This is a genomic window from Streptomyces sp. NBC_01381 (assembly GCF_026340305.1).
Lineage (GTDB): Bacteria > Actinomycetota > Actinomycetes > Streptomycetales > Streptomycetaceae > Streptomyces.
Window position 1 is genome coordinate 84,306 of record NZ_JAPEPI010000005.1, and the last position, 23,191, is coordinate 107,496.

General features: G+C 71.0%; 15 protein-coding genes. All 15 read right to left on the reverse strand.

Annotated elements, in window-relative coordinates; genetic code table 11:
- Positions 1-1,236 precede the first annotated feature (1,236 nt).
- Entirely contained in the window at positions 1,237-1,374 is a 138-nt protein-coding gene (locus OG453_RS43880; protein ID WP_266874420.1) for a hypothetical protein, read from the reverse strand.
- Positions 1,375-2,661: 1,287 nt separating this feature from the next.
- A complete protein-coding gene (locus OG453_RS43885) occupies positions 2,662-3,141 on the reverse strand; it encodes a hypothetical protein (protein WP_266874421.1) in 480 nt (159 codons plus the stop codon).
- 913 nt (positions 3,142-4,054) lie between these two features.
- Positions 4,055-4,765: a GAP family protein gene (locus OG453_RS43890; RefSeq protein WP_266874422.1), complete on the reverse strand. Its 711-nt coding sequence runs from the start codon at positions 4,763-4,765 to the stop codon at positions 4,055-4,057.
- A gap of 688 nt (positions 4,766-5,453) precedes the next feature.
- The gene (locus tag OG453_RS43895; RefSeq protein ID WP_266874423.1) at positions 5,454-5,696 is read right to left on the reverse strand and encodes a hypothetical protein; all 243 of its coding nucleotides are present in this window, start codon (positions 5,694-5,696) and stop codon (positions 5,454-5,456) included.
- 75 nt (positions 5,697-5,771) lie between these two features.
- Complete coding sequence (locus OG453_RS43900; RefSeq protein WP_266874424.1) at positions 5,772-6,512, reverse strand: thioesterase II family protein; 741 nt, start codon at positions 6,510-6,512, stop codon at positions 5,772-5,774.
- The gene (locus OG453_RS43905) at positions 6,509-13,864 is read right to left on the reverse strand and encodes a type I polyketide synthase (RefSeq protein ID WP_266874425.1); all 7,356 of its coding nucleotides are present in this window, start codon (positions 13,862-13,864) and stop codon (positions 6,509-6,511) included. Before OG453_RS43905 ends, OG453_RS43900 begins: the two co-directional genes overlap by 4 nt.
- A gap of 430 nt (positions 13,865-14,294) precedes the next feature.
- Positions 14,295-15,440 (reverse strand): glycine amidinotransferase, encoded by a 1,146-nt coding sequence (locus OG453_RS43910; protein WP_266874426.1) that lies wholly within the window; start codon positions 15,438-15,440, stop codon positions 14,295-14,297.
- Positions 15,441-15,546: 106 nt separating this feature from the next.
- A complete protein-coding gene (locus OG453_RS43915) occupies positions 15,547-16,443 on the reverse strand; it encodes a hypothetical protein (protein ID WP_266874427.1) in 897 nt (298 codons plus the stop codon).
- A complete protein-coding gene (locus tag OG453_RS43920) occupies positions 16,433-17,347 on the reverse strand; it encodes a hypothetical protein (RefSeq protein WP_266874428.1) in 915 nt (304 codons plus the stop codon). The genes OG453_RS43915 and OG453_RS43920 overlap by 11 nt, the downstream gene beginning before the upstream one ends.
- Positions 17,344-18,105 carry an SDR family NAD(P)-dependent oxidoreductase gene (locus OG453_RS43925; RefSeq protein ID WP_266874429.1) on the reverse strand — a complete coding sequence of 254 codons (762 nt, stop codon included), beginning with the start codon at positions 18,103-18,105 and terminating at the stop codon, positions 17,344-17,346. The genes OG453_RS43920 and OG453_RS43925 overlap by 4 nt, the downstream gene beginning before the upstream one ends.
- Complete coding sequence (locus OG453_RS43930; RefSeq protein WP_266874430.1) at positions 18,105-18,740, reverse strand: GNAT family N-acetyltransferase; 636 nt, start codon at positions 18,738-18,740, stop codon at positions 18,105-18,107. The genes OG453_RS43925 and OG453_RS43930 overlap by 1 nt, the downstream gene beginning before the upstream one ends.
- On the reverse strand, positions 18,737-18,982 hold the full coding sequence (locus OG453_RS43935) for a hypothetical protein (RefSeq protein ID WP_266874431.1): 246 nt from the start codon (positions 18,980-18,982) through the stop codon (positions 18,737-18,739). Before OG453_RS43935 ends, OG453_RS43930 begins: the two co-directional genes overlap by 4 nt.
- Positions 18,983-18,984: 2 nt before the next feature.
- Entirely contained in the window at positions 18,985-20,001 is a 1,017-nt protein-coding gene (locus OG453_RS43940) for a 3-oxoacyl-ACP synthase III family protein (RefSeq protein ID WP_266874432.1), read from the reverse strand.
- A gap of 149 nt (positions 20,002-20,150) precedes the next feature.
- Positions 20,151-20,708, reverse strand: coding sequence for a hypothetical protein (locus OG453_RS43945; RefSeq protein WP_266874433.1), 558 nt, complete (start codon positions 20,706-20,708; stop codon positions 20,151-20,153).
- A 1,271-nt stretch (positions 20,709-21,979) separates the two neighbouring features.
- A complete protein-coding gene (locus tag OG453_RS45465) occupies positions 21,980-22,996 on the reverse strand; it encodes a hypothetical protein (RefSeq protein ID WP_353962315.1) in 1,017 nt (338 codons plus the stop codon).
- Positions 22,997-23,191: the final 195 nt, after the last annotated feature.

Genomic DNA, 23,191 nt, shown 5'->3' on the forward strand with positions numbered 1-23,191 from the left:
CGGTATAACATGTTGCGGACCATTCTCGGGTCCAGGTCCGGAAATAGCAGCTGTGCGGCCGCGCTGTCCGGGGACGATATGCCGCGATGGTCGCAGAGTATATGAGCCAGCTCATGCATAATGATGTGATCTTGATGCGGTCGTGTGGTGTTGGCTTCGAATACGACGAAGTCGGCCGTGACCGAGGCTACCCAGAGACCGCACGGCTGTGCGGCCCCCAGGGCGAGGGGGATCAGATGGAGAGGGCGGCCTCGCCGCTCGCTCAGATGTGCGCATAAGTGTGCCGTATCGCGCGATGCGGGGAGCATTAGTGCTGCCAGACGGGCCTCGCACATGCGCCGCAGGTGTGCCGGGCTGCGTCCCTGTCCGCGCTTCATATGTGGCGACACGGGAGATGGCCGGTCAGCGGGGAAGGTCCTGTGGTGCGTGAGTGCACAGGCGCGGAGACCTCCGCCGGTGAGGGGGATCTGGGTTTCCTGGCATTCCTTATGCCGCTCTGGGGGCAGATCCTGAAATACCGGTTCAGCACTTTCCGTTTCCCCTTGTCTGTTGTTCGGTCGAGCCGACCGTGTATGGGGCATCTTTCAGGCGTTGACCCTCGAGAACGTAGATAAAGGTGTGGTAAAGGCGCTGCTTGTGCGACAGCGGTCACGATAGCTTCGGGCGGTGCATCCAGCCATGAGGAGATCATGGGATTGCAGAGGAATGGCTTGATTTCCGTGCGGCGGCGGGCGGGTTGGTGCGCCGCCCGCCACGGGGAGGAGGGGGGTACCGGGCCGGCCGCCGTTGGGTTCGCTCCGGCGGAGCAGGAGGAGCCGGCCGTGAGGCTGGCGGCTTGCGTGAGGGGCGGCGTCCCGCCGCCGCTTGCTGGATCGCCGGTGCCGCGTGGCCCCGGGTGGGCTGTCCCTGATCGCCGCGGGCGGTGCTCTGGTGGAGGTTTGCGGGTCCGGGTGCGGGTGCGGCGACGGCTGTCGGGCGCGGTCCGGGGGCGAGGGGAGATGACCGGCTGCACCAGCAGGGGGGCTTCTGCGGGGGCCTCGGTGAGCGGCTCTGGCCGCCACGCGGCACAGGCCGGTGCGGTGGCTTCACCTGCCGGGGGAGGACACTTCTCAGCTGGGGATGTGTCCTGTTGCTGCGCTCGGGGTGGCGGTCGGCGGCTGTTGTGCGGGGTGCGGGGTGCCGTCCTGTTGGGCTGGAGCGGGGTCTCTTTGCTGGAGGTGGGGCTGTCCGGCCGGGTCAGGGTGTGGCGAGACGGCGGGCAGTGGCGGTGGTGCGGGGGTGGGCAGGGGCGGTCTGCCGGACGGGGATGGCGGCGGTGTCGGTGGGGCCGTCCTGGTGCTGCTTGGCGGGGGTGAGGTGGTGCGGGGGTGCCATCGTGCGGGGTGGCCGCCCGGTGGGGGCCTCCTGCGTGGTGCGGGGGGTCCGCGCTGGGCCAGGGCCTGCGGATCTGTGTGGCGGGTTGAGCGCCGGAGGCGGTGCCCGGTGGCCGGCTGGTGTTCCGGCAGGCGCGTTCGAGGGGGTGTTTCCCGCTGCTCGCTTCGCGGTGCCGGCGCGCCGGGTGGAGGGCTTGGCAGGGGCCGGGACAGTCGGGGTGAGGGGGCGTCACCGTCGTCGGGCGGCGGGTCCCGATGCGGGGGTGGGTATGGGTGTGGTCCCGGCGCGCCCGGCGCGCCAGCGGCATCCCGCGCCAGGGCAGGTTCTTGAGCTGTGTGTGCGGGCCGGGGTGCTCGGCCTTGATGCTCGCCCGGTGGCGGGTGCCGTGCGCGCGCCGGTCGGTGCAGGGGCCGTGCTGGGTATGCCGGGCGTCGGCTGTGAGCGCGGTGTTCTTCAGGGCGGGGGTGTCCAGCAGCGCGGTGAAGCCGGGGGTGGCGGTGCTCGTGCCGGCGGCTTGGCGCGGGGCGGGGGCGGCGGCCCCGGTGTGCTCCCTCGCGGCTGGCGGCGCGCTCCCGGGCCGGTCCGTGGTGGGGGCGCCGTGCGGCGTCGTGCCGTCCACCGCGATGACCCGTGGCCGCGGAGCGTCATCGTTGCCGGCTCCCCGTCCGCGGGCCCAGGCCCCGGCCGTGGCCGCGTCCTTCTCCAAGTGCGCCGGGACGGGCATGCCGTCGGTGTCCGCGCGCCCCTGTCCGCCGGCGCTGTCTGGCGGGCCGGCTTTCCTTGCGTGTTCGCGTACTTCGCTGCGGGCGGCGCGGAGTGTGGCCAGGGCGGGTTGCCCGCCGGACGCGGGTGTGTCGATCAGCCGGGGGGCCGTCGGGTCCGGGGCCAGCGGCCCGCGCACGGCCGGCTCGGCCTGCGGGGTGCTGCCATCGGCCGGGCCGTCCCCGCCCGGGGCGGCCGCGAGTGCGGCATCCCGCAAGATCGTGCCCGGATGGTGCGCCGCCCGGGTCTTGCGCCAGGGCGCCGGGGCCGGCGGCATCGCCGCGTGCGGACCGGCCGTGCGGGCCGTCTTTGTCAGCGGCGCCGAACCGGTCTGCCAGACCCTGTCACGACCGCCGCCCTCGGTGCGGACACGGGGGCAGGACCCGATGCGCTTCTTCACCTGGACAGTGCCTCCGGCGGTGACGGGAACCAGCACCTCAACGATCCTCGTGCCTGCGGGCCGAGGCACTTCCTGCGTTCGCGAACCAGTGGGGCAGCCCGCCTCGTGCAGGCGCGCGGCTGGGGTCAGGGCTGCGCCTTGCAGGCCGCGCGGGCCGCGCCGACCACGGCGACTGCGTCCTTGTATGAGATGTCGAGCTTCTTCTTGGTCTCCCGGGTGATGTTGACGGCGCTGCCGATGGCGCCGCCCACACCGCCGTTGCCGTCGGCGGCGCAGACCGCGTTGCCTTGACTGACGAGTTCCTCGTCGCTGACCCCGGAGGGTTTGTTCTTGGTGTTCTCAAGGACATTGAAGAAGATTTTCTTCCTGGCTCCGATCAGCTCATTGGCACTGGAGGTGCCGGTCGTTGCACGGTCCGATGAGCCGGACTCGCCATCGGCCGGGCCGCAGGCGGTCATGACGGCCATTCCCATGATCGCGACACCAAGGGCGACATTTTTTTTCGTCATTTGTTCTTGAACTCCCTGCGCCAGTGAATCGCTGTTAAGACACAACCCGTACCGGCCAGCAGGGAGCCCGCTAAGGGCTGGCACTTTGCCGCCCATTCGAGAAAGAAATAGTCTTCCCCCTTGGCGTCCGTGACAATGGAACCGATGCCCAGGATAATCATTACTATTCCTGCTCCCATGTCACCTCACCGCTCACACAGCACCGAAGTCGCAGAAATAATGTACAAGCGAAAGGCAGGGCGTAGGTGAGGCCTTGACGCGGCGGTGGAAATTTCATTCCCAGGTACAAGGCCGGGTACATCTTTCGATGTATTCCTTCGAGGGCGGGGTGGGGACGCGGACGACATTTCACGCGGCCCCCGCTCGGGTGCCGGGTCCACCCGCCAGTGCTGCGCGGTGCTTGCCGTGTGCGCGGCAGGAATCCCGCGGCAGGGCTTCCGCCCCGGGGCGGTCGGCTGGCAGCAGTTGGGCCGCTTCAGCGCCGCTCCCTGCCGTTCCCTTCCCGTCGCCGTGTTGCGCTCTGGTCGGCGCAGGCGTTCAGGGGGAAGGCCCCCGCATGGGCAGGGCCTGTCCCGCACCAGCCGGAGCCGGAGCCGGTGGTGCTGGCGGCGGTTCCGGTATCCGGTCCGGTCATCATGACGGTGGTTCCCGGGCGTTGTTCCGTGATCTCCCGCGCCGTGTTTTGCCTGTACATCGGCGACCCGCAGGTGAAGAGGGCGGATCTGTCGGGCCGGCACGAGATGCCCTGGTCGAAGTCCTGGCGCACCCTGGGGCGTTGCTCTGGGTCGTTGCTCTGGCCCCCGCCGAGGTCCCTGACGGGGTCAGGCTGGGAGGCCAGGGCAGCGAGCAGGTGGCGATCAGCGCGGCGGCGGCCGGGTTGCTGCGGTTCAGAGAGGTGAGGAGTGCGGCCCGGCGGCGCTGACCGCTTTCGTGAGGGCGGGGGGGATCGGTGTGCAGGGACGGTACTGGCGGCGCGGGGGTGCGGCGCAGGTCAGACGGTCTGCCCCGGTCACTGGTCGCTCAGCTGCGCCAGCAGCCGTTGGAACAGATCCGAGTTGGAGAGCAGCATGAAGCCGGCGATGGCGAACAGCCACGCGGTGTTCTCCTGCGCGTTGTCCCGGAGCCAGCGGTCCAGGCGCCGCAGGACCGGCTGCACGGCGTGCTTGGCGATCACGCGGAGCAGCGTCGCGAGCAGCGCGGGAGCGATCATCACCAGGCAGTACAGCGCAAGCAGGCCGATGCGCAGGCCCAGGGGGCGCTCCTCGCGGCCGAGGGTGTCGATGGCGGAGAGGTAGGGGAACATCGTGGCGGTTTCCAGGACAACGGCGATCAGCGAGACGGCCGCCACCCCTCGCAGTGTCGCGGACTCGCCGACTGCGGATGCCCGCCATCGGATCAGGCGGCCCTCGCCGGACGCGGGACGCCGCAGGAAGCCGTGCCAGGCAGCCAGCAGGAGGAACGCGGCCCCGGCGACCGCTGTCACCACGTCGCCGGCCGGGGAGTCCAGGGCCGAGCGCATCGGGTCGCGTACCGCCGAGAGCACGCCCATCAGCAGGACACCGAGCAGCAGGTATCCGGCGCCGACGAGCAGGAGGTAGCAGAAGACGTTGGCGATCCGCAGTCCGCGGGGGGTCAGCAGGAACCAGACCGGGATCGCCAGTGTGGAGACGCTCAGCGTGTCGAGCAGGGCGAGGGGCAGAATCTGGCGGAGAACGTCCACGGAGTGCGTGCCTTCCGCTGTGCGGGATCGGTGGAGAGGGCAGGGGGGAGGAGAGCGTGTACGGTGCCGCTCGCCGTGCATGGCCGGTTGCCGGGTGTCTGCGCGGTGCCCGCGGGGCCGGTCACCGCTGCTCGGCACACGGGGGTCGCGGGCGCCGGACGGCCGCCGTTTCGAGCCCGCCGAGCGCCTCCCGCGCCGGCGCCGTCACATCCGTCTCGGCCGTGACGCTGCGGCTCTTGCCCGTGCGCGGAGCGGCCGGCGGCGGGCACGCCCGCGATCTGGGCCGGTACGTCGGCAGTGATCGGGCTGTCCGCCGCGCCCGGCGGGCACGGGGGAGCGATGGCGAGGGGGATCCCGCCTCCCGGCCGCGGCACGTGCCCAGCAGTCCGGCCCCCCCCAGAGCGCGGTGAGTGCGGTCGGACGGGTGAATCGCTGGGCGGTGTCGGTGGGGTTGGCCGTCACCGCGGAGCGCGGCTGCTCCGGCGATGGCCAGGGGAGCCAGAACGGCAGGTGGGTCGCGCGGGGCGTACCGGTGCAGATGACGGGCAGGCCGCCGGGGCGCGGTTTCACCGTCGCTCGCGTTGAACCGGCTCATCGGTCCGCGTTCCTTTCCCTGCTGGCCCCTGCTGGCCCCTGCTGGTCGCTGCTGGCTGCGTTGCGGCCCGCCGCGCCGGCCGGGCCGAACGTCTCAGTGCCCTCGGTCATCGTCCCGGTGCCGCGGGGGGAAGCCGAGGTCGTCGCGCAGCTCGCCCACGATTCCCTTGGACTTCTTGGACCGGAAGGACTCGGCCAGGTCAATTGCGCCGAGGATCAGCAGCAGGGAACCGAACGGTCCGCCCTGGAACCATTCGTACTTGAGGTCCCAGAAGAAAATTGTCAGGACGGCTCCGGCCGCCAGAAGGACAATTCCAAGAACCCTTTTGAAGTTCACAGTTACCCCCAGTGCGATTGCTTGTCTGACGGGTGCACCGTCGCAGGCAAGGCTGCCAGAAAAAGATCAGCTTCCCTATCGCGGCAGCGTGGTGAGGGTCGGCATCAAGCCACCGCCGAGGGCGAGGTCGAAAACCGCCCGGCTCAGTTGACCGGAATCCTCGGAAACCAGGAAATGCCTACCCGGAAGGGACGTGATCTCCACCCGTTCCCCGATTTCTGTCCAGCGTTCGAGTATTTGAGTGGAGACCAGGGGATCCTCCGCGCCGCCATACACATGAATGGGCACGGCGAGCCGTCTTTCCTGCGGGACATGGCGGTACGAGCGGCACACCGCGACATCGTCACGCACCCGTCCCAGGAAAGGGACCAGCCAGGCGGGGTGGTCCAGCAGCCACGACGGGATTCCCCCGATACCGTGCAGCCACCGGATCAGCGCCTCGTCATCGTGCTCCGCCGCGAAGTCGTGCCAGGGCACCTGCGGCGCCCCCAAGGCGGCGACCGCCAGTGCCCGGGGTCTTCGCCCGCCGTGCTCTTCGAAGTGCCGGGTGAGGAGATAGGCCAGCAGACCTCCCATGCTGTGTCCGAACAGCACGTAGTCGTCGTCGGCCAGGTGCTCCTGCAGTTCCGTCACGAGGGCCGGAATCAGCTGTTCGGTGCGGTGGTAGCGCCGCCGGCTGCCGGCGTTCGGACCGCCGGGCAGGGCGAGCGGGAGCACCTCGACGCCCTCCGGGGCCTGCTGCGCCCAGGACTCGAACACGGCGGGGCTGCCGCCGGCGTGGTGCAGGCACACCAGCCGGGTCGTCCGGCCGCTCACCGGTCTCCTCGTGCGTGCGACGATCCGCCGCGGACCGTGGTGGGGGTGTTCCCGGTGACCGCGGCGGCCTGGTCGCCGCCGAGCACGTCCAGCAGGTGGTCGGTCAGCGACGCGACGGTCGGGTGCTCGAACACCGCCGTCTGCCGCAGCGCGCACTCCAGGGTCCGCTGCAGGTTCCGCCGCAGCTGGATGGCGGTGAGCGAGTCCAGCCCTCCGGCGAAGAAGTCCCCGTCGTCCGGCAGCCCCGGGCCGCCGGTGCCCAGCACGCTCGCCGCCTGTTCCCGGACGCACTCCCGCACCAGTTCGCGGCGCCGGGGCGCCGCAGCCGCGTCGAACACGGCACGCACCGATGCCCCAAGGGCCTGCTCACCGCGGTGCCTGCCGCCCGGCAGATCCGCGAGGAAGCCGCGGGTGGCGGGCGCGTTCCGGTCCGCGAAGCGCTCCCAGTCGGCCGGCAGGACGGCGATCGTGCCGCCGGGGTGGCGGCGGGCGGTGAGGAGCCCGGCCAGCAGGGCCAGGCCGTCCCGCTTGGGGATCACCCCCTCGCCCCGGCGCTCCAGTGCGGCTTCCATGCCCGCCCGCGCGCTCATGCCCGACTCGGCCCACGAGCCCCACTGGATGGCGAGGGCAGGCAGTCCCTGCGCCTGCCGGAACGCGGCAAGGCCGTCGAGGAACGCGTTGGCGGCCGCATAGTTCGCCTGGCCAGGGGTCCCGAACAGGGACGAGACCGAGGAGAACAGCACGAAGAAGTCCAGCGGGCACCCCGCCGTCACGGTGTGCAGGTTCCAGGCGCCGCGCGTCTTGGGCGCCATCACCCGCGCGAAGCGCTCCGGCGACTGCAGCAGCAGGACCCCGTCGTCCAGCACCCCGGCCAGGTGCAGGACCCCGGCCAGCGGCGGGAAGCGGGGATCGTCGCCGATCCTGCCCACGGCCTGGGCAAGCTGGCCGGCGTCGGCCACGTCGACGGTGAGCGCTTCCAGCGTCACCCCCTGGGACCGCAGTTTCGCGATCGCCTCCGTGGCGTCCGCGTCCGGCGGCGTCCGGCCCATCAGCACCACATGCCGGGCGCCGGCGCCGCAGAGCAGCCGTGCGGTCTCCAGCCCGAGTCCGCCCAGGCCACCGGTGATCAGGTACGTGGCGTCCTGGCGCACGGCGGCCGCCGGCGCGCCCGGCGCGGTCGGCGGGGCGGCGCGGCGCAGCCGTGCCGTGTAGCGCCGGGTGCCCCGGTAGCCGATCCGGTGGTCGTCGGCCGCCTCTTGCGCCGCGGCCAGCGCGGCCAGTTCGGCGTGCAGCACGCTCGCCTGCCCGCCGGGTTCCGCCTCGGGGTCGAGGTCGACCTGGGTCAAGCGCAGCTCCGGATGCTCGGCAGCCGCCACCCTGCCCAGCCCGCACAGCGCGGCCTGCGCCGGGCTGGTCACGGCCCGGCCCGCGACGGCCTGCGCACCGCGTGTCACCAGGCAGAGGCGGGGCCCGCCGCGCTCCATCGCGCCGAAGTGCTGGACCAGGCGCAGCAGCCGCTGTCCCAGGGCCACCGCGCCATGGCCGGCATCCCCGTCCCCGTCCCCGTCTCCGCTCGCCGGGATCACCGCCACCACCTCGTATCCGGCGTCGGGGCGGGACCCGCCGGCCACCGTGCCGCCCGGCGCGTCGTCGGCGCCACGCACCTCGCAGGTCACTCCGTGCGAGCGGGCCGACTCCGCGACCTGGCGGGCCAGTTCAAGGGCGGCCGCGTCCTCGGCGAGCAGCAGCCACCGGCCGCCGCCCGCCGGCCCGGCCGGCGGGCGGATCGCCGCCCACTGTGTGTCGTAGAGCCACTCCGTGCGGCCCTGCGGCCGGGCCGGGAGCATCGCCGCACGCTCCGCGCGTTTGAGCACGACCCCGGTCATGGCCAGGATCAAACCGCCGTCCGGGGCGAACAGGTCCACATCGGCACGGAGCGTCTGCGGATCCTTTCCCCGCGCGGGACGCAACCGTGCGTGGCACCACGCCTGCGTCGCCGCGGGCCGCTCGATCTGGATCACGTCGGCGCCCAGCGGCACGTACGTCCTGCGCCCGAGCTTTTCCGGGTACATGACGGTGAGCGCGAGGTAACAGGCTTCCAGCAGGACCGGGTGCACGCGGTGCCGGGCGGCCTCGGCGCCCAGCGCGGGCCCCAGGGCGATCCGTGAGAGGACCGTCTCCCCGTCCTGCCACAGCTGTTGCGTGACGTGGAAGAGCGGTCCGAGGTCGATCTCGCGTTCCCGTTCCCTTCGGTAGATCTCCTCCGGCTGCAGCGCGGCACCGGCGAACGCCTCGCGCAGCGCCGGCAGCGCTGCAGGGGCGAGCGGGCAGCGCACCGGCTCGTCGGCCGGCGCCAGGTGTCCCGAGGCGTGCAGGGTCCAGGCAGCAGGCACCGCCGGTGCCTCGCCCCTGGCCGCGCCGGCCCCGTCGTCTTCTCGCAGCGGCCGGGAGTACACCTCGAAAAGCTGCCCCCCGCCGTCCGCGGTGAGCACGACCTGCATCTGGCGCAGACTTCGTTCGTCCTCGAAGGCCATCGCCCGGTGGATGGAGAAGTCGCGCAGCGCGGCTGGCACCGCCCCGTACACCTCCCGTGCCGCGCTGAAGGCGAGTTCCTGGTAGGCGACTCCGGGCATCACGACGGCCTGGAACACCCGGTGGTCACGCAGCCAGGGGAGGGTGGGCACGCCCACCGTGGAGTCGAACCGGATGCTCTCGCTCCGTGCGAGCTCGAGCCGGCTGCCCAGCAGCGGGTGGAGCGCGGGCGGACCGGCCGGGACGGCGGCCGGCGGCGCCTCGATCCAGTGGCGTTGGCGCTGCCACGGGTAGGTGGGCAGTGCGACGCGGCGGTGGCCGCCGCCGAAGAACGCCGACCAGTCGAGCCGGGCGCCGGCCAGGTAGAGGGCGCGGGCCGCCTCCAGCAACTGCTCGCGGGGCCGCTCCGGGCGCAGGCTGGGCACCAGCACCGGGCCGCCCACGCCCTCCTCGCGCTCCTCCAGGAGCTGCAGCAGCGTCGGTTTCGGTGAGATCTCCAGCAGGGCGCCGGGGCCCAGGGCCTCGAGCGCCGTGGCGGCGTCGTGGAACCGTACCGTCCGCGTGATCTGGCCGGTCCAGTAGCGCCAGTCCGCGATCTCCGCACCGATGAGGGCACCCGTCACCGTCGACACGATGGGGATGCGCGGGGGGTGGTAGCGGACCGAGCGCGCGATCGCCTCGAAGTCCGCCACCATCGGAGCCATCAGGGGGGAGTGCGAGGCGATCGAGATGTCCAGCACCCGGTGCCGGATGCCCCGGCCGGTCAGCTCGTCGCAGATCCGCCGCAGGTCGCTGGTCCGGCCGGAGATGACCGTCGAGGACGGGCCGTTCACCGCCGCGATCGCGGTGTCCCCGCTCAACAGCTCCGCGACGGTGGCTTCGTCGGCCATCACCGCGACCATCGTCCCCGCCTCGGTGCGCTGCTGCATCAGCTCTCCGCGGGCGTGGACCAGCCGCAGGGCGTCCTCCAGGGACAGCACGCCAGCGAAGCAGGCGGCGGCGTACTCCCCGTGGCTGTGCCCCAGCACAACTGCGGGCTCGACCCCCCACGACCGCCAGGTCTCGGCGAGGGCGTATTCGACGGCGAACAGCGCCGGCTGGGCGTAGCGCGTCTCACTGATCGGGGACGCCTCGGACGCCTTGGGGAACAGCACGGACAGCAGCGGCCGTTCGAGCCGGCCACGCAGCAGCTCGTCGCACCGGTCCAGAACGGCGCGGAAGACCGGCACCCGGTCATACAGGTCGCCTCCCATACCCGCGTACTGCGGTCCCTGCCCGGGGAAGAGGAACGCCACGCTCTTCGGCCGCGGGGCGGACGACGGCTGCGGCGGGGCGGCGGCAACGCTTGCCAGGAGCTGCTCGCGCGCCTCCTGCGCCGAGCCCGCGACCACGGCGAGGCGGTGCGCGAAGTGGCGGCGCCCGGTCGCGGCGGTAAAGCAGATGTCGCCGAAGCCGGGCCGGGACGGCGCGGCGAGGAGGTCGAGGTAGCGGTCGGCCAGCTCGCCGAGGGCGGCGTCGCTGCGGGCGCTCAGGGGGAGCACGAACCGGTGGTCCGCCGGGCTCTCGCCGAGCGGGTGCGGCGGCTCCTGCAGGATCAGATGGCAGTTCGTCCCGCCCACCCCGAGCGAGGTGACGCCGGCCGTCCTGGGGCCGGCGCACTCCCATGGCACCGTCTTGGTGTTCACCCGAAACGGAGAGCCCGCGAAGTCGATCTCCTCGTTGGGCGCGCGGAAGTGCAGGCTCGGCACCAGCGTCCCGCGCTGGACGCAGAGCGCCGCCTTGATCAGCCCGGCGATGCCCGCGGCCTCGTCCAGGTGCCCGATGCCGGATTTCACGGAGCCGAGAGCGCAATGGCCGGGCCCCGGACGGCTCCGTGCGGTGGACGCGGTGCTGAACGCCTCGTGCAGCGCCGCCACTTCGATGGGATCGCCCAGTGCCGTGCCCGACCCGTGGGCCTCGACGTAGCCCACGTCTGCCGGGTCGACGTCGGCGGCCTCCAGCGCGGCCCGGACGACATCGGCCTGCCGGTCGGCGCTGGGTGCGGTGAAGCTGACCTTCGCCTCACCGTCGTTGTTGACCGCCGAGCCCTTGATCACGGCGATGATCCGGTCGCCGTCCCCGACCGCATCCTCCACCCGCTTGAGGGCCACGACACCGCAGCCGTTGCCGAAGAGGGTGCCGGAGGCATCCGCATCGAAGGAACGGGTGTGCCCGTCACCGGAGAGGATCATGCCTTCCTCGTGGAGGTAGCCGGCGTCCTGGGGCACCACGATGTGCACACCGCCCGCCAGCGCCATACCGGCCTCGCCCTCCAGCAGGCTCCGGCACGCCAGATGAACGGCGACCAGCGCCGTGGAGCACGCCGTCTGGACCGTGATGCTGGGCCCGCGCAGGTTCAGCGCGTGGGACACCCGGGTGGCCAGGTAGTTCCCGTCGTTGCCGAGCTTGAGCTGGAACTGCTCCAGATCGGACTCGGTCAGCGCTTTGCGGTGTCCGTAGCCGAAGTGCGGTGCCAGATTGTTGAGCAGGTACGTGCTCATGCCCGCCCCCGCGAAGACCGCCACGTCCGAGGCTCCGGCGCCGCCGGGGGCGTATCCGGCGTTCTCCAGCGCCTCCCACGCGCACTCCAGCAGGAGCCGCTGCTGGGGGTCGAGCAGGTCGGCCTCCTTGGGGCTGAGGCCGAAGAACGCGGCATCGAACCGGTCGACGGCCGGCAGCACGGCGCCCGCCGTCACGAAGTCGGGGTGCGCGGCCAGGTCCTGGTCCCGCTGTCCCCGCGCGCCGCCCGGCAAGGGCTCCACGGACTCCACACCCGCGACGAGATTCCGCCAGAACGTCTCGACATCGGGCGCCCCGGGAAATCTCCCGGCCATCCCGACGATCGCGACGTCCCCGCCGCCGCTGCGCCGGGGGGCGGCCCGCCCTCGGCGATCGGCCCCCCACCGGCCCGTGGACGCCCCCGCATCGCCGTGCTCGCCCGGTGGTGGCGCGGAGCGCTCCAGATGCGCGGCGAAGTCCCTGATGGTCGGGCAGCGCAGCAGGTCGACCATCGAAACGTCCTGGCCCAGGCGTGCGGTGAGCTCCTGACGGACCTTCACCAGCAGCAGCGAGGTACCGCCGAGGTCGAAGAAGCGGTCCTCGACGGACAGTTCCTCCACCCGCAGCGCCGCCTGCCAGACCTCCACCAGCAGTTGCTCGGTGGCACCCACCGGGGCCACCACCGCAGTGGGCGCCAGCCGCTCGAAGGTGTCCGGGGGGCGCAGCCTCCCGCGGTCTGTCTTGCCGCTCGGCGTCAGCGGCAGGGCGGGGAGCAGGCGGTAGGCCTCCGGCAGCATCAGCGGCGGGAGCCGCCGGGCGAGGAAGCCGTGGAGCACCCGCCCGGCACCGGCCTCATCCAGCCCCGCACCGGGCACCACATGGGCGACCAGGCGCTGCTGCCCGTCGATGCCGTGGGCGACCACGGCGGCGTCCCTGACCGCGGGATGGCCAAGGAGCAGCGCTTCGATCTCGCCGGCCTCGATCCGTACGCCGTGTGCCTTCACCTGGGTGTCGATGCGGCCGATCAGCTCCAACGTCCCATCGGAGCGGCGGCGGGCGAGATCCCCGGTGCGGTACATCCGGCCGCTGCCGAAGGGGTTGGCCACGAACCGCTCTGCCGTGAGCTCCGCTTGCCCCAGATACCCCGGCGACACCCCGGCCCCCACGACACACAGCTCGCCCTCGGTCCCCTCGGGTACCTCCCGCAGCCGCTGGTCAACGATGTGGACCCGCACCCCGTCGATCGGACGCCCGATCGGGGCGAGGGCCGGCCACTGCGCCGGATCGCCCTCCAGCGTGAAGGCCGTGGCGTCCTGGAACTCAGTCGCCCCGTAGTGGTTGTGCAGCAGCGCCCGGGTACGGCGGAACAGGGCCCTGACCGGCGGGCTGATCCGCAGTGCCTCCCCCGTGGTGATGACCTCGCGCAGCGCCAGGTCGGCCGAGGGCTCCTGCTCGACCGCCCGCGCCAGCTGCTCCATGAGGGTGACCGGCAAGAAGACCCGCTCGATCCGCTCGTCCCGGAGGAAGGCCGCCAGCGCGAACGGGTTGCGGCGGACCTCATCGTCGGCGAGCACGAGGGTGCCGCCGAAGCCGAGGGTGGAGAAGATCTCGTGGAAGGAGAAGTCGAAGCTCACCGCACAGATCTGGGCGGTGCGCAGCCGGCAGCTGCCAGGCCGGGCCCGGTCGTGCCAGGTCAGCAGGTTCATCAGGGCCGCATGGGTCATCACCGCGCCCTTGGGAGCGCCGGTGGACCCAGACGTGAAGATCGCGTAGGCCGCCGCGGCCGGATCGCCGGCCGCCCCCGGGCCGGCGGCGATCTGCTGGAGCGGCTGCCCGGGCTCGCCGGACGGCACCAGGTGGCAGCCCTCCGTGAGCCCGAGCAGCCGGGCGGTCGTGACGGGCGGTTCGGGGGGCCCGTCCGTCACGACCACGTCGATACCCGCCGTGCTGATCACGTGCTGGACGCGCTCGGCCGGGTCGGCCAGGTCGATCGGCACATAGGCCGCGCCGGTCCGCATCACCCCGAGCATCGCCGCCACGGCCTCTGGGGTGCGCGCCATGCGGATGCCGACGAAGTCGCCCTGGCCGACTCCCGTGTGGCGCAGCGCGGCGGCTGCCCGGGCCGCCATCGCATCGAGGGCGCGATAGCCCACCCGGCGGGCGCCGTAGACCAGGGCGATAGAGTCCGCCCGGTCACCGCGGGCGTGCCGCTCGACCAGTTCGTGGACGGTGCCCGGGGCCCTCCCCAAGGAGCGGGTGGCCTCAGCAGAGTGGTTCGGCATTACGGAAATCCTCGGCTCGATGTCGGGTCATGACGGCGGCTGATCCCTGCAGGAGGCCGGTGACAGGCGCTACGCGCAAGGTGGCGGACCGATGGCGCAGCGGCGGCAGTTCAGGCAACGGATCCGGTATGAGGCCTGCGATCGCTTCGCCCGCGGTGAGGAAGACCGCGGTGATCGCGAAAGGATCTGCGGGTGAGCGAGCGGCCGGTGCAGCGCCGGTGGCGCGCCTGGCGGCGAGTTGCAGGCCCTCGCTGCCAAGGAGCCGGCTGAAGATGCCGCGCGCAGCGCACGGGCAGTGGTGCGGCGGCTGCCGCCTTCGCCGACAACGCGCACCTCGACCGCACCCTCCGCCGCATCCGCTACCGCCACTACCGCCCCGCCCCCCGGCACCAGGCCGACGAGGCCCGGGGTCCCGCTACGAAGCGCCTCTTCAGACCAGCGGTTCGTACACGGCGGAGGGGAAGTAGTCCTCCCTGGTGCCGTCCCGGCGGATGTCCCAGGTCGAGCAGTGCAGGGAGCCGCCGTACTCGAAGACGTTGCGAAACGGCACGGTGAGCACCTCCAGCCCCTGATCGGCCAGCAGGTCCTGGAGCGGCTTCTCCTGCTCCTCGCAGATCACCGTGGTCGGGGAGAGGCTGAGCACGTTCATCGACAGCCACTTCGAGGACTGGCAGTACAGGGGCATCTCGTCGTTCGTCAGCACCGGCTCCGGCGCCTGGATCAGCTCCCAGCCGTTGTCCGTGAACAGCGACAGCTCGTCCTGCCGGATCGGCCGGTCGGGGTTGGTGAGGACCAGGCCGGGGCGCAGCGGCACGAAGGTGCAGTCGATGTGGGAGGGGAAGTAGTCCAGCGGGAAGTGCACGGGGTGGACACGGAAGCCCTTGGGCTCCAGGACCCGCTTCAGCCAGCGGATGCCCGCGCGGTTGGTCGTCATCGACTCCTGGACGATGATGTCCCGGCCGAACCGGCTCATGTCAGCGGCGTCGAAGACGACTTCGGCCTGCGTGATGCAGAACTCCGAGCTGTGCATCCGCCGGTGGCGCTCATCGACCGGCCACTCCCAGAAGTCCTGCCGGTACATGGCATCGGACATCGTCGGCTTGGGCGCCACCGTCCATCCGACCCTGGGGTCCGCCTCCCAGTACTCGTACACCAGGTGCCGGTAGGGCTCGTACTCGAAGTACCGCGCGCGGCGCGACATCGTCGCCTCGACGATCTCGTTGCCGACCGTGATCATGACGTCCCGGGGGCACACCGCGCAGTACTGGTTGGCGACCTCGAAGTGAGGGGTGCGCAGGGCCCTGCCGAAGTCGTGCCGGCCGGGGCGCCGCACGCTCACCCCACGGGACTCCAGCAGCCGGGCCAGCCCGTCGAGTTCCGCATTCGCCTGCGCCACCGCCTCCGCGGACTTGCCTCCAGTGGGGAACGGGGCTCCCTCGCGGCCCCTGACCTGGGGCCTGTTGCCCGGCTCGGTCGGCTCGAAGCACGCGCCGTCCGCCGAACCGACGACCACCTCTTTCAGGTGGTCCCACTCGTTCCAGGAGTTCACCACCGGTGTACCGGCGATCGCGGTCATGGCAGCCCTTCCGTCGTTGTCTTTCCTGCGCCATCCGCAGGCTGTGTGTGGGGGGTGCACGTGAGGTGGTGTGGGGGTGCACGCGGTGCCGGGCGGGTCCTTCCGGTCAGCCCGGCAGCCGCAGGAACCGGTGCCCCGCCTGGTCCTGGAGCAGCCTGCGCGTACAGGCCACGTAGACCGACTTCTCCGGGGCGACCAGGTCCACGGCACGCACCCGGTCGACGCCGCACAGGCCCTCGACGAGCCGAGGCAGGCTCGCCGTGTCGAACCACTGCTCCACGAGCATCCGCCGGAACGCGTCCGGGGAGTTCTCCACCGGCTTGCCGGTGAGCGGAGAGACCACGGCCGCCTCCGCGGTGCGGAACTCCGTCTCCTTGAGGAGATCGGTGAACTCCTGCGGCCCAGGCACCGCGTAGGGGCAGTGCTCGGCCCGGTCGATGGTGTCCATGACGGACACTCCGAGCTTGTTGAGCAGCGGGCCGATCGTCTCCGGCTCGGTGTTGCGCATGCTCACCGCTACCAGGCCGCTGCCCAGGTCGACCGAGAGCCAGGCGGACTCCTCGCGCATCCGCAGCGCCTCGGTCAGCTGGCGCGCGTCTCCCTGCGATGACGCGAGGACCGTCAGCGTGGAGCCGCTGCGGCGCACCCGGTTCGCGGCGATCTGCCGGGAGTTGATCTCCCAGATGAGCTGGAAACAGGTCTCCTCGGTGATCGCGCCTGCGGCCAGCAGCGCGGGCAGGCAGCCCGCGCTCATCCCCCCGTACGCCACCCAGCGGCCATTCTCCCGCTCCGTCCGCCGGATCACCGCCACGGCGAGCAGCGCCTCGTGCACGGTGGAGGCCAGACCGGTGCTGCCCTGGTCCCGGTCCACCTCGTCGGGGTCGAACCGGCAGCTGCGGGCGGCGAGTTCGAGGTGGCCGTCGCGCCGGTCCAGGACGGCGGATACGGCGGACTCGGTGAGCGGCACCAGCCCGGGCAGGACGAGGGCCCGCTCAGACGCCATCGAGAACCCCGCCGACTTCGGGCCGCAGCCCGCACGCCGGGTCCAGCTTCATGGACTTCACCACGAAACCGGAGGGCTCCAGCACCACGTAGGAGTCCAGCTCCAGGCCGTGCAGGTAGTCGAGCACGCCGCGCCAGTCAAGGATCGTGGTGTACTGCTCCTTCGTCAGCTGCCAGACGGCCTCACCACTGGTGTAGGGGCGGCAGTCGTTGATGCTGACCAGCGGAACCGTCGTATTGCCGAAAGGGTCCTTGAACGTCCACTCCTTGGTGAACGACTCCTGCACGTCGCCCATCAGGTCGCAGTGCCCCGGGAAGCTGTAGGGAATCACCTTGAACAGGGCGCCGGCCCGCATCAGCGCCGGCTTCATCGCGTCGATGTCCGACTCGCGGCAGGCCGCGATGAACTGGTTGCCCGAGACCACGACCGACATGTGGAGCAGGGATTCCATGCCGTCGGCGCGCAGTGCGTCGAACACCTTGACGTGATCGCCGTTGTAGAAGAAGACGCTGCGGTAGTCGGTGGGGCCGAAGGCTTCGATCTCTATCGCGGCCATGGTGTTGGACATCCGCACGATGTCCTCCAGCGACACCCAGCCCGCGGCCGCGGCCGCGCTGAGGTATCCCAGGCTGATGCCGGTGACGCAGACGGGTTGCATGTCCCGCCGGCGCACCTCCTCCCGGTAGCCGGCGATTCCCATGATGTTGATCAGCGGGCGGCGGAAGCGGGGGTCGTTCGCCTCCTCCTCCGAGCCGTCGCGCAAGATGGCGCGGAAGTCCATGGAGAGCGTGTCACTGGCCAGGTCCAGCAGGATCCGCAGCGCTTTCGACTCCAGACAGCGTTGGCGGATGTCCGCGTCGAGGAAGACCTGGGACGGAAAGATGTAGGCGCCGGTGCCGGTCACAGCGAGAACCCGTCGTCGACGACGATGACTTCGCCGTTCACCGCGCAGAAGTCGGGGCCGGTGATCTGCCGGATGACCGAAGCCACCCGGCGGGGCGCCAGCAGCCGCTCCATGTAGTCGGGGCCGCCCATGATCTCCTCGAGGGCCTCCGGGGGGACGGTGCTCAGCTGCCCGCTGTCCCTGATGGGGCCGGGTGAGACGGCCGTGCACCGGACCCCGAGCTTGCCCCACTCGCGGGCGAATCCCCGTGTCAGCGCCTCGATGGCCGCCTTGCTGGTGATGTATCCGATCGCCCCCACGATGTAGCGCTTGGTGAGGATCGACGACACGTTCACCACGCTGCCGCCGCCGGTCGCGGCCATCGCCTGCGCACAGACCGAGCTGACCTGGTAGGCGCCGAAGATATTGGCGTCGATGACCGATTTGAACTGCTCCGCGTTGGAAACGGTGGCCACGGCGGCGTGATTGGTGACTGCGCAGTTCACGACCACGTCGCACGGGGTGATGTCGCCGAGCAGCCGGCGCACGCTCGTGGCCCGGGGGTCGGGGTCGGGCAGGGTCAGCTGGTGGACGACCGGTGTCCCGCCGTGCTCGCAGACCGCGGCGGCCGTCTTCTCGGCCGCGTCGCGCCGGTCGTGGTAGGTCAGATGCACCCGTTCCGCCAGCGGCGCGAACTCGCACGCCACCGCCTGCCCCAGACCGCTCGTGCCGCCGACGACCAGCACGTTGCGGTAGGCCGCCGCTTCCGTTTCGCCCATCATCCTTCTCCGCTCACACGGTCCGCGATGACGCGGATGTCGATACGCTGTGCCATGGCTTCGGCGCGCTCCGCCAGCCGCCCACGGTCCAGCCGGCGACCGACGCGAGGCTGGTAGTGCGGATACGGCCGTTCGTACTCTTGTCTGGTCAGGGCCGTCTTGACGGCCGGCACGGTGCCGTGTGCCGTCTGGAAGTAGTCGCGGCACACCGCTTCGAACGGCAGGCCGTCGCCGTCGCTGAGCGCCAGGTTCAGCGTGGCGTCGTTGTGGAGACCGGCCGTGAACTCGACACGGCGGCAGTTCATGACGTCGAAGAGGTAGTCGACCAGCAGCACGGCCGCCTCGATGCCGATCCCCGTTCCCCACAGGCGCTGTTCACCCGTCGCGCCGCCGACCTCGTACACGCCCTCCCCGAGGCGCCACCAGTGGACGAGCCCCACAACGGTGCCCCTGGTGTCCGTGACCAGCGCGGCGCGTGCCCCGTCGGCTTCGACGGCCGCATACCGGGACTGCCGGACCAGCATGCTGGACGTTCCTCGCAACAGTGCCTCGCACTCCGTGGCGCCCAGCCACTGAGCCACCGTGCCCAACTCGGCCTCGGAGAGCGGATGCAGCTCGCACAGCAGACCTTTCATGGCTTGCGCCACTCGCCTGCGAGCTGCTCGTGCAGGGCCTGGAGCGTGGTGATGCCCTCGACCTTCAGGTCGTAGACCCTGTCCCCGTAGAGCGGAAGCAACGCCGACACGAAACGCAGGGTGTCCATCGACTCCAGGCCGTAGGCGCTCTCGCTGCCGAAGACGACGGTGTCGTCAGCCGGGCCGTGATCGCCCACCCGGTCCTCGAACATCGAGACGAAAACCTCACGCAGTTTTTCCACGGTCACTCCACACTGATGTCGTTCGGCAGCTTGAAACACATCGAGCCCCACAGGAACCCGGCGCCGATGGCCCCCAGCACGATGAGGTCGCCCTGTCCGGCCCGGCCGTCGACGGCGAGCCTGCGCAGGGCGGTGAGCGGCGAGGCGGCGCCGGTGTTGCCGAGAGCGTCGGCGGTGACGGCCACCCGGTCCGGGTCCGCGCCCACCGCGTGCCCGATGAGCCGCACCAGCCTGGCGCTGGCCTGGTGCAGGGCGAACCCGCTGACGTCCGGCACCTCGACACCGGCCGCGGCCAGGGTCTCGGCAATCGACTTGGGAACCCGGGTGGAGGCCTCCCGCAGCACGACCCGGCCGTCCATCTGCAGGTACTGGCTGTGCAGTTCACGCCCGATCACGGCACGCTCGTGGGCCAGCTGCGAGGGCGATGCCATGTGGACGGCGTCGGAGAAGGCGTTGCCGAGGTCGTAGCTGAGCAGCCCCGCGGACGCCTCGGTCTTGCTGAACACCGCGGCCGCCGCGGCATCACCGAAGAAGATGCGGGTGGTCCGGTCGTACGGGCCGGTGGCGCGGGAGAAGCCTTCGGCACAGACGACGAGGGCGTTCTCCAATCCCGGCTCCTGCACGAGGCACGCCGCGGTGTAGATCGCGTACACGGAGGACGCGCAGGCGTGCTGGGTGATGTCCACGATCCGCGGGCTGGCGATGCCCAGCCGGTCCGCGATGATGACGCCGAGCGAGGGCATCAGCCAATCAGGGGTCGTACTCGCCACGACGAGAACGTCGACGTCCCTGGCCTCGAGCCCGGCGAGCGCAAGCGCCCTGTCGGCCGACTCGACCGCGAGCTCGGTGATGTTGTCGTTGTCTCCGAGGAACCGCCGCTCCCGGATACCGGTCTTCTCCTCGATCCACTCCGGCGTGGTGTCCAGCACCTCGCACAGTTCGGCGTTGGTGACGACCCGGTCGGGCAGAGCCAGGCTGACACTGCGCGGACTGACCGGGGCGAGTCCCCATCTGGGCACGAGGTCTCCTCTCGTATGGTGATACACCGACCCGCGCCGGGGTCAGCAGCCGTCGCTGGACGTACTCGCGGACAGCTCCGCGCCCTCGGCGGCGCTCTCGGTGCCCCGCGGATCCATCACGTGGGGGGGGAGTCCATGGTGTTTCCTCCTCATACCGCCCACGACGTGCCGTCGTGGGACACCGTGAGGTCTTGGAGGGTCTTCTTGCGGACGCGGCGCAGGAGCTCCTCGCGGTGCATCCCGTCCGGCCGTTCCCCGATCGGAAAGGCAGCGAGGTCCGCGCAGCAGACGACGGCCGGCCAGTACCGTCCGTCGATGAAGAAACGGTCCTTCAAAACGCCCTCTATCTCGAAGGCGGAGTGCGTGGCGAGGTAGTCGAGCAGCACCTCGTTGTAGGTGGCGACCAGCAGTTCCACCCGCCTGGCCTCACGGGCGCGCAGCAGGAAGGACATCGCCCGCCCGATCGAGAGCTCGGCCAACCGGGGCGTCCACGCCGCGTCGTCGCACGAGGTGACGTTCAGCCGGAAGAATCCCGGGGTCTGGCCGGGGGACCAGGTCACCGCGCCGACCACCTGGTCCGAGACCCGGACGATGAGATGTGAGGAGCGCTCGTCCTGTACGACGCGCCGTCGCCCGGCTGCGGTGCGCCATACCGGTCCCTCCGTGGACACGTAGGAGAAGGGCTGGGAAATTGCTCTGTCGAGCATTTCCTCATCCGCCACGGAAACCACGGGAATGAATGCGAATTCCGGTTGAACCGGCCTACCTGTTTCACTTCCGGTCATGCCCGCTCCTCCATTGCCGACCTGGGGCTTCCGCTCCGGAATGGAGCCGCCGTCGAGAGCGGCAGCCCGTCACTCAAGCGCCTCGGCGCACTCGCTCTGGGCCGCGGCATCAACACGGATCTGATTATTTTCTTCAGGGGGTGGTGTGTGGACGCGGACGACATGGCGCATCTCCGCGTCCACACACCCAAGTCACCGCTTCGAGCGGCGATCAGCTTCAGCAGGTGCTGCTGCCGGTGCTGGCCGGAAGCTCGACGCCCTCGGCGACGATCTCCTCGCCCTGCAGCTCGAGAATGTTGGTCAGGTCCATGGCCATACCTCCTTTCTGGGTATCGGTGAGGCCGCTCGGATTGGCGGCCCCCGCTTGGGGGTGCCCCATCCGGGCGGGGCCCGGTGGGGTCGGTGGCGGCTGCGCTTCAGGCCGGTTCGGCCGACGCGGCGCGCGGGTCCTGGGGGTGCCTGGAGGGGCGGACGCGGGACAGTGGCCGCGTGCGCCGAACGCCCGCTCCACGCGGTGCGCGGTCATCATGGCGATGGTTCCCGGAGCCTGTTCCGCGATCTGCCTCGCCGCGTTGCGGCCGCGCATCGGCGGCCCGCAGGTGACGATGGCGGATCTACCGGAGGAAACCCAATGGATAAGATTTTTCCGGATTCTTTTTCATCCGCGCCTCCCGGGAACGGCTCGGTGGCGCGTGCTGACGGCGGGCGTGACCTGCGGGAGTCAGCCGCGAGATCGCAGACTGTCCTCATCCTCACGGATGGCGCATGGAAAAAGCTCCCTGGCTTCTTCGCCGTCTGCGGCAGACAGTGAAACAGCGAAACCGCATGCTTTTCTAAGACTGACATTTCAACTCCTTTCCCTTCAGGGCCGCTCGCCGACAGGTAAGAATCTAGGAGCCGGGATTCGGAGAGTCAAGCACGTGTACGAGATTATCTGAAAAATCGAATCCGTCATGGAATTTCTCGAATTCGGGCATGCGGAATTACCGGCGGACACCTGAATTGACGCACCGGAAAAGGCTGAAGGGGGAGGTTTCATTGGTGCTTGATAATCTCCGCTGCCCGCTCAGGTGTTGCAGCCGGGACAGTTGAATCGGGCCCCCGCATCTTGCGCGCAAAGGCGGGCGAAGCCGAGAGCCGGTGAGCAGTGCTCGACCCGGTTGATGCTGGGCATGACGTACCCGCCACGTCGCCTATCTCGGCGGCGGCTTGGGGGAGTGCCGGCCCGGCGGCGGAGACGGCGTGCACGCCCCGTCGCAGCCGCACGGTGACCTTGGCCCACTCGCCCTTGTCCTGATGCCGGGCGCGCCACGATCGCGGCGCAAGTCCTCAGGCGCCGGCGCCCCCGGGCAGCGCAAGCCGCCAGGGGCGATCATGTGCCGGTCTGGTGTCACGCGGCAGGGCCGCCGGGCGGCTCTGCCGCGTGATTCCGGGTGCCGCCCGCCTCCCCGAGGCCTTGGCTGCGCCCGAGTGGAACGGTTTTGTGGTCCCTGCTGGACAGAGCGCCAACGCGACGTGATCGCGCTGGGCGATGGCGCAGCGGAATCACCCGGGCAGGGCGCTTCCCTGCGCGGCCGGCTCGCGCAGGAGGCGGTCGAGAACGCCAGGGGCGATGTGGCGCAGACGGTGGTGGCGGTAGCGTCTCGGCCGCTGCCGCCTGGGGGGATGGGCATGCCGCAGGAAGGCTTCGAGTCCCACGACAGCGGGCCGGTACCGGGCGGGGTTCTTTGCACGGCGGTGGCCCCGGCGGCGTCCTCGAAGGACACGCTCGTACATCGGTCTTCCGGATCGGTGATGCGCGGGAGGGTTTCCGCGCCGATGACCAGGATGGCCTCGAGGCCGTCGGTCCTCAGCAGGCGGCTGGCGGGCAGCGGTCCGCAGGCTCCGCCCGCGCGGGCCGCGCGGGCCGCCTGGTGGCTGTCCAGCGGCCGGTCCCGGCCCGCGCCGAGCTGCTCTTCCATCGTCAGGACCGTTGAGGCAAGCGGCTGGCCGGGCGTGAAGGCGGCCACGATGATGACGTCGGCATCGGCCGGGCGTGCCCGTGCCCGTTTGAGCGCAATGCGAGCCGCGGCGACGCACGACTGCCAGGAGCGCACGCCTTCTTCCCGGCAGCGACGGCTGCGCATGCCCTTTCGTGAGGCGATTTCTTCATCGCTCGTGTCCAGGCCCGGGGCCGGCACGTGAGGGGACACGGACCGGCCAGGGGCCATGGCGGCGCTACCGACGATTCCAGTCGGTGCACCAAGCCCACTGGCCGGGCTGTTGACAGGCGGGTGGGTGGGAGGCCGGATGATGGATGTCACGCTTCCTCATATCTTCGTGGCACGGGCGTAGGAGAGCCGGGCTCTGTCGCGGGAGGCTGGTGCGTGGCACGATGAAATGGCCAGTTCGGGGGACGTCATGGC

Excerpts from the sequence above, each read along its gene's own strand:
- OG453_RS43915 (WP_266874427.1), bottom strand. The coding sequence starts at position 16,443 with ATGGCGTCTGAGCGGGCCCTCGTCCTGCCCGGGCTGGTGCCGCTCACC.
- OG453_RS43905 (WP_266874425.1), bottom strand. The coding sequence starts at position 13,864 with ATGCCGAACCACTCTGCTGAGGCCACCCGCTCCTTGGGGAGGGCCCCG.
- OG453_RS45465 (WP_353962315.1), bottom strand. The coding sequence starts at position 22,996 with ATGGCCCCTGGCCGGTCCGTGTCCCCTCACGTGCCGGCCCCGGGCCTG.
- OG453_RS43910 (WP_266874426.1), bottom strand. The coding sequence starts at position 15,440 with ATGACCGCGATCGCCGGTACACCGGTGGTGAACTCCTGGAACGAGTGG.
- OG453_RS43885 (WP_266874421.1), bottom strand. The coding sequence starts at position 3,141 with ATGGGCGGCAAAGTGCCAGCCCTTAGCGGGCTCCCTGCTGGCCGGTAC.
- OG453_RS43945 (WP_266874433.1), bottom strand. The coding sequence starts at position 20,708 with ATGCTCGACAGAGCAATTTCCCAGCCCTTCTCCTACGTGTCCACGGAG.
- OG453_RS43925 (WP_266874429.1), bottom strand. The coding sequence starts at position 18,105 with ATGGGCGAAACGGAAGCGGCGGCCTACCGCAACGTGCTGGTCGTCGGC.
- OG453_RS43880 (WP_266874420.1), bottom strand. The coding sequence starts at position 1,374 with ATGGCACCCCCGCACCACCTCACCCCCGCCAAGCAGCACCAGGACGGC.
- OG453_RS43930 (WP_266874430.1), bottom strand. The coding sequence starts at position 18,740 with ATGAAAGGTCTGCTGTGCGAGCTGCATCCGCTCTCCGAGGCCGAGTTG.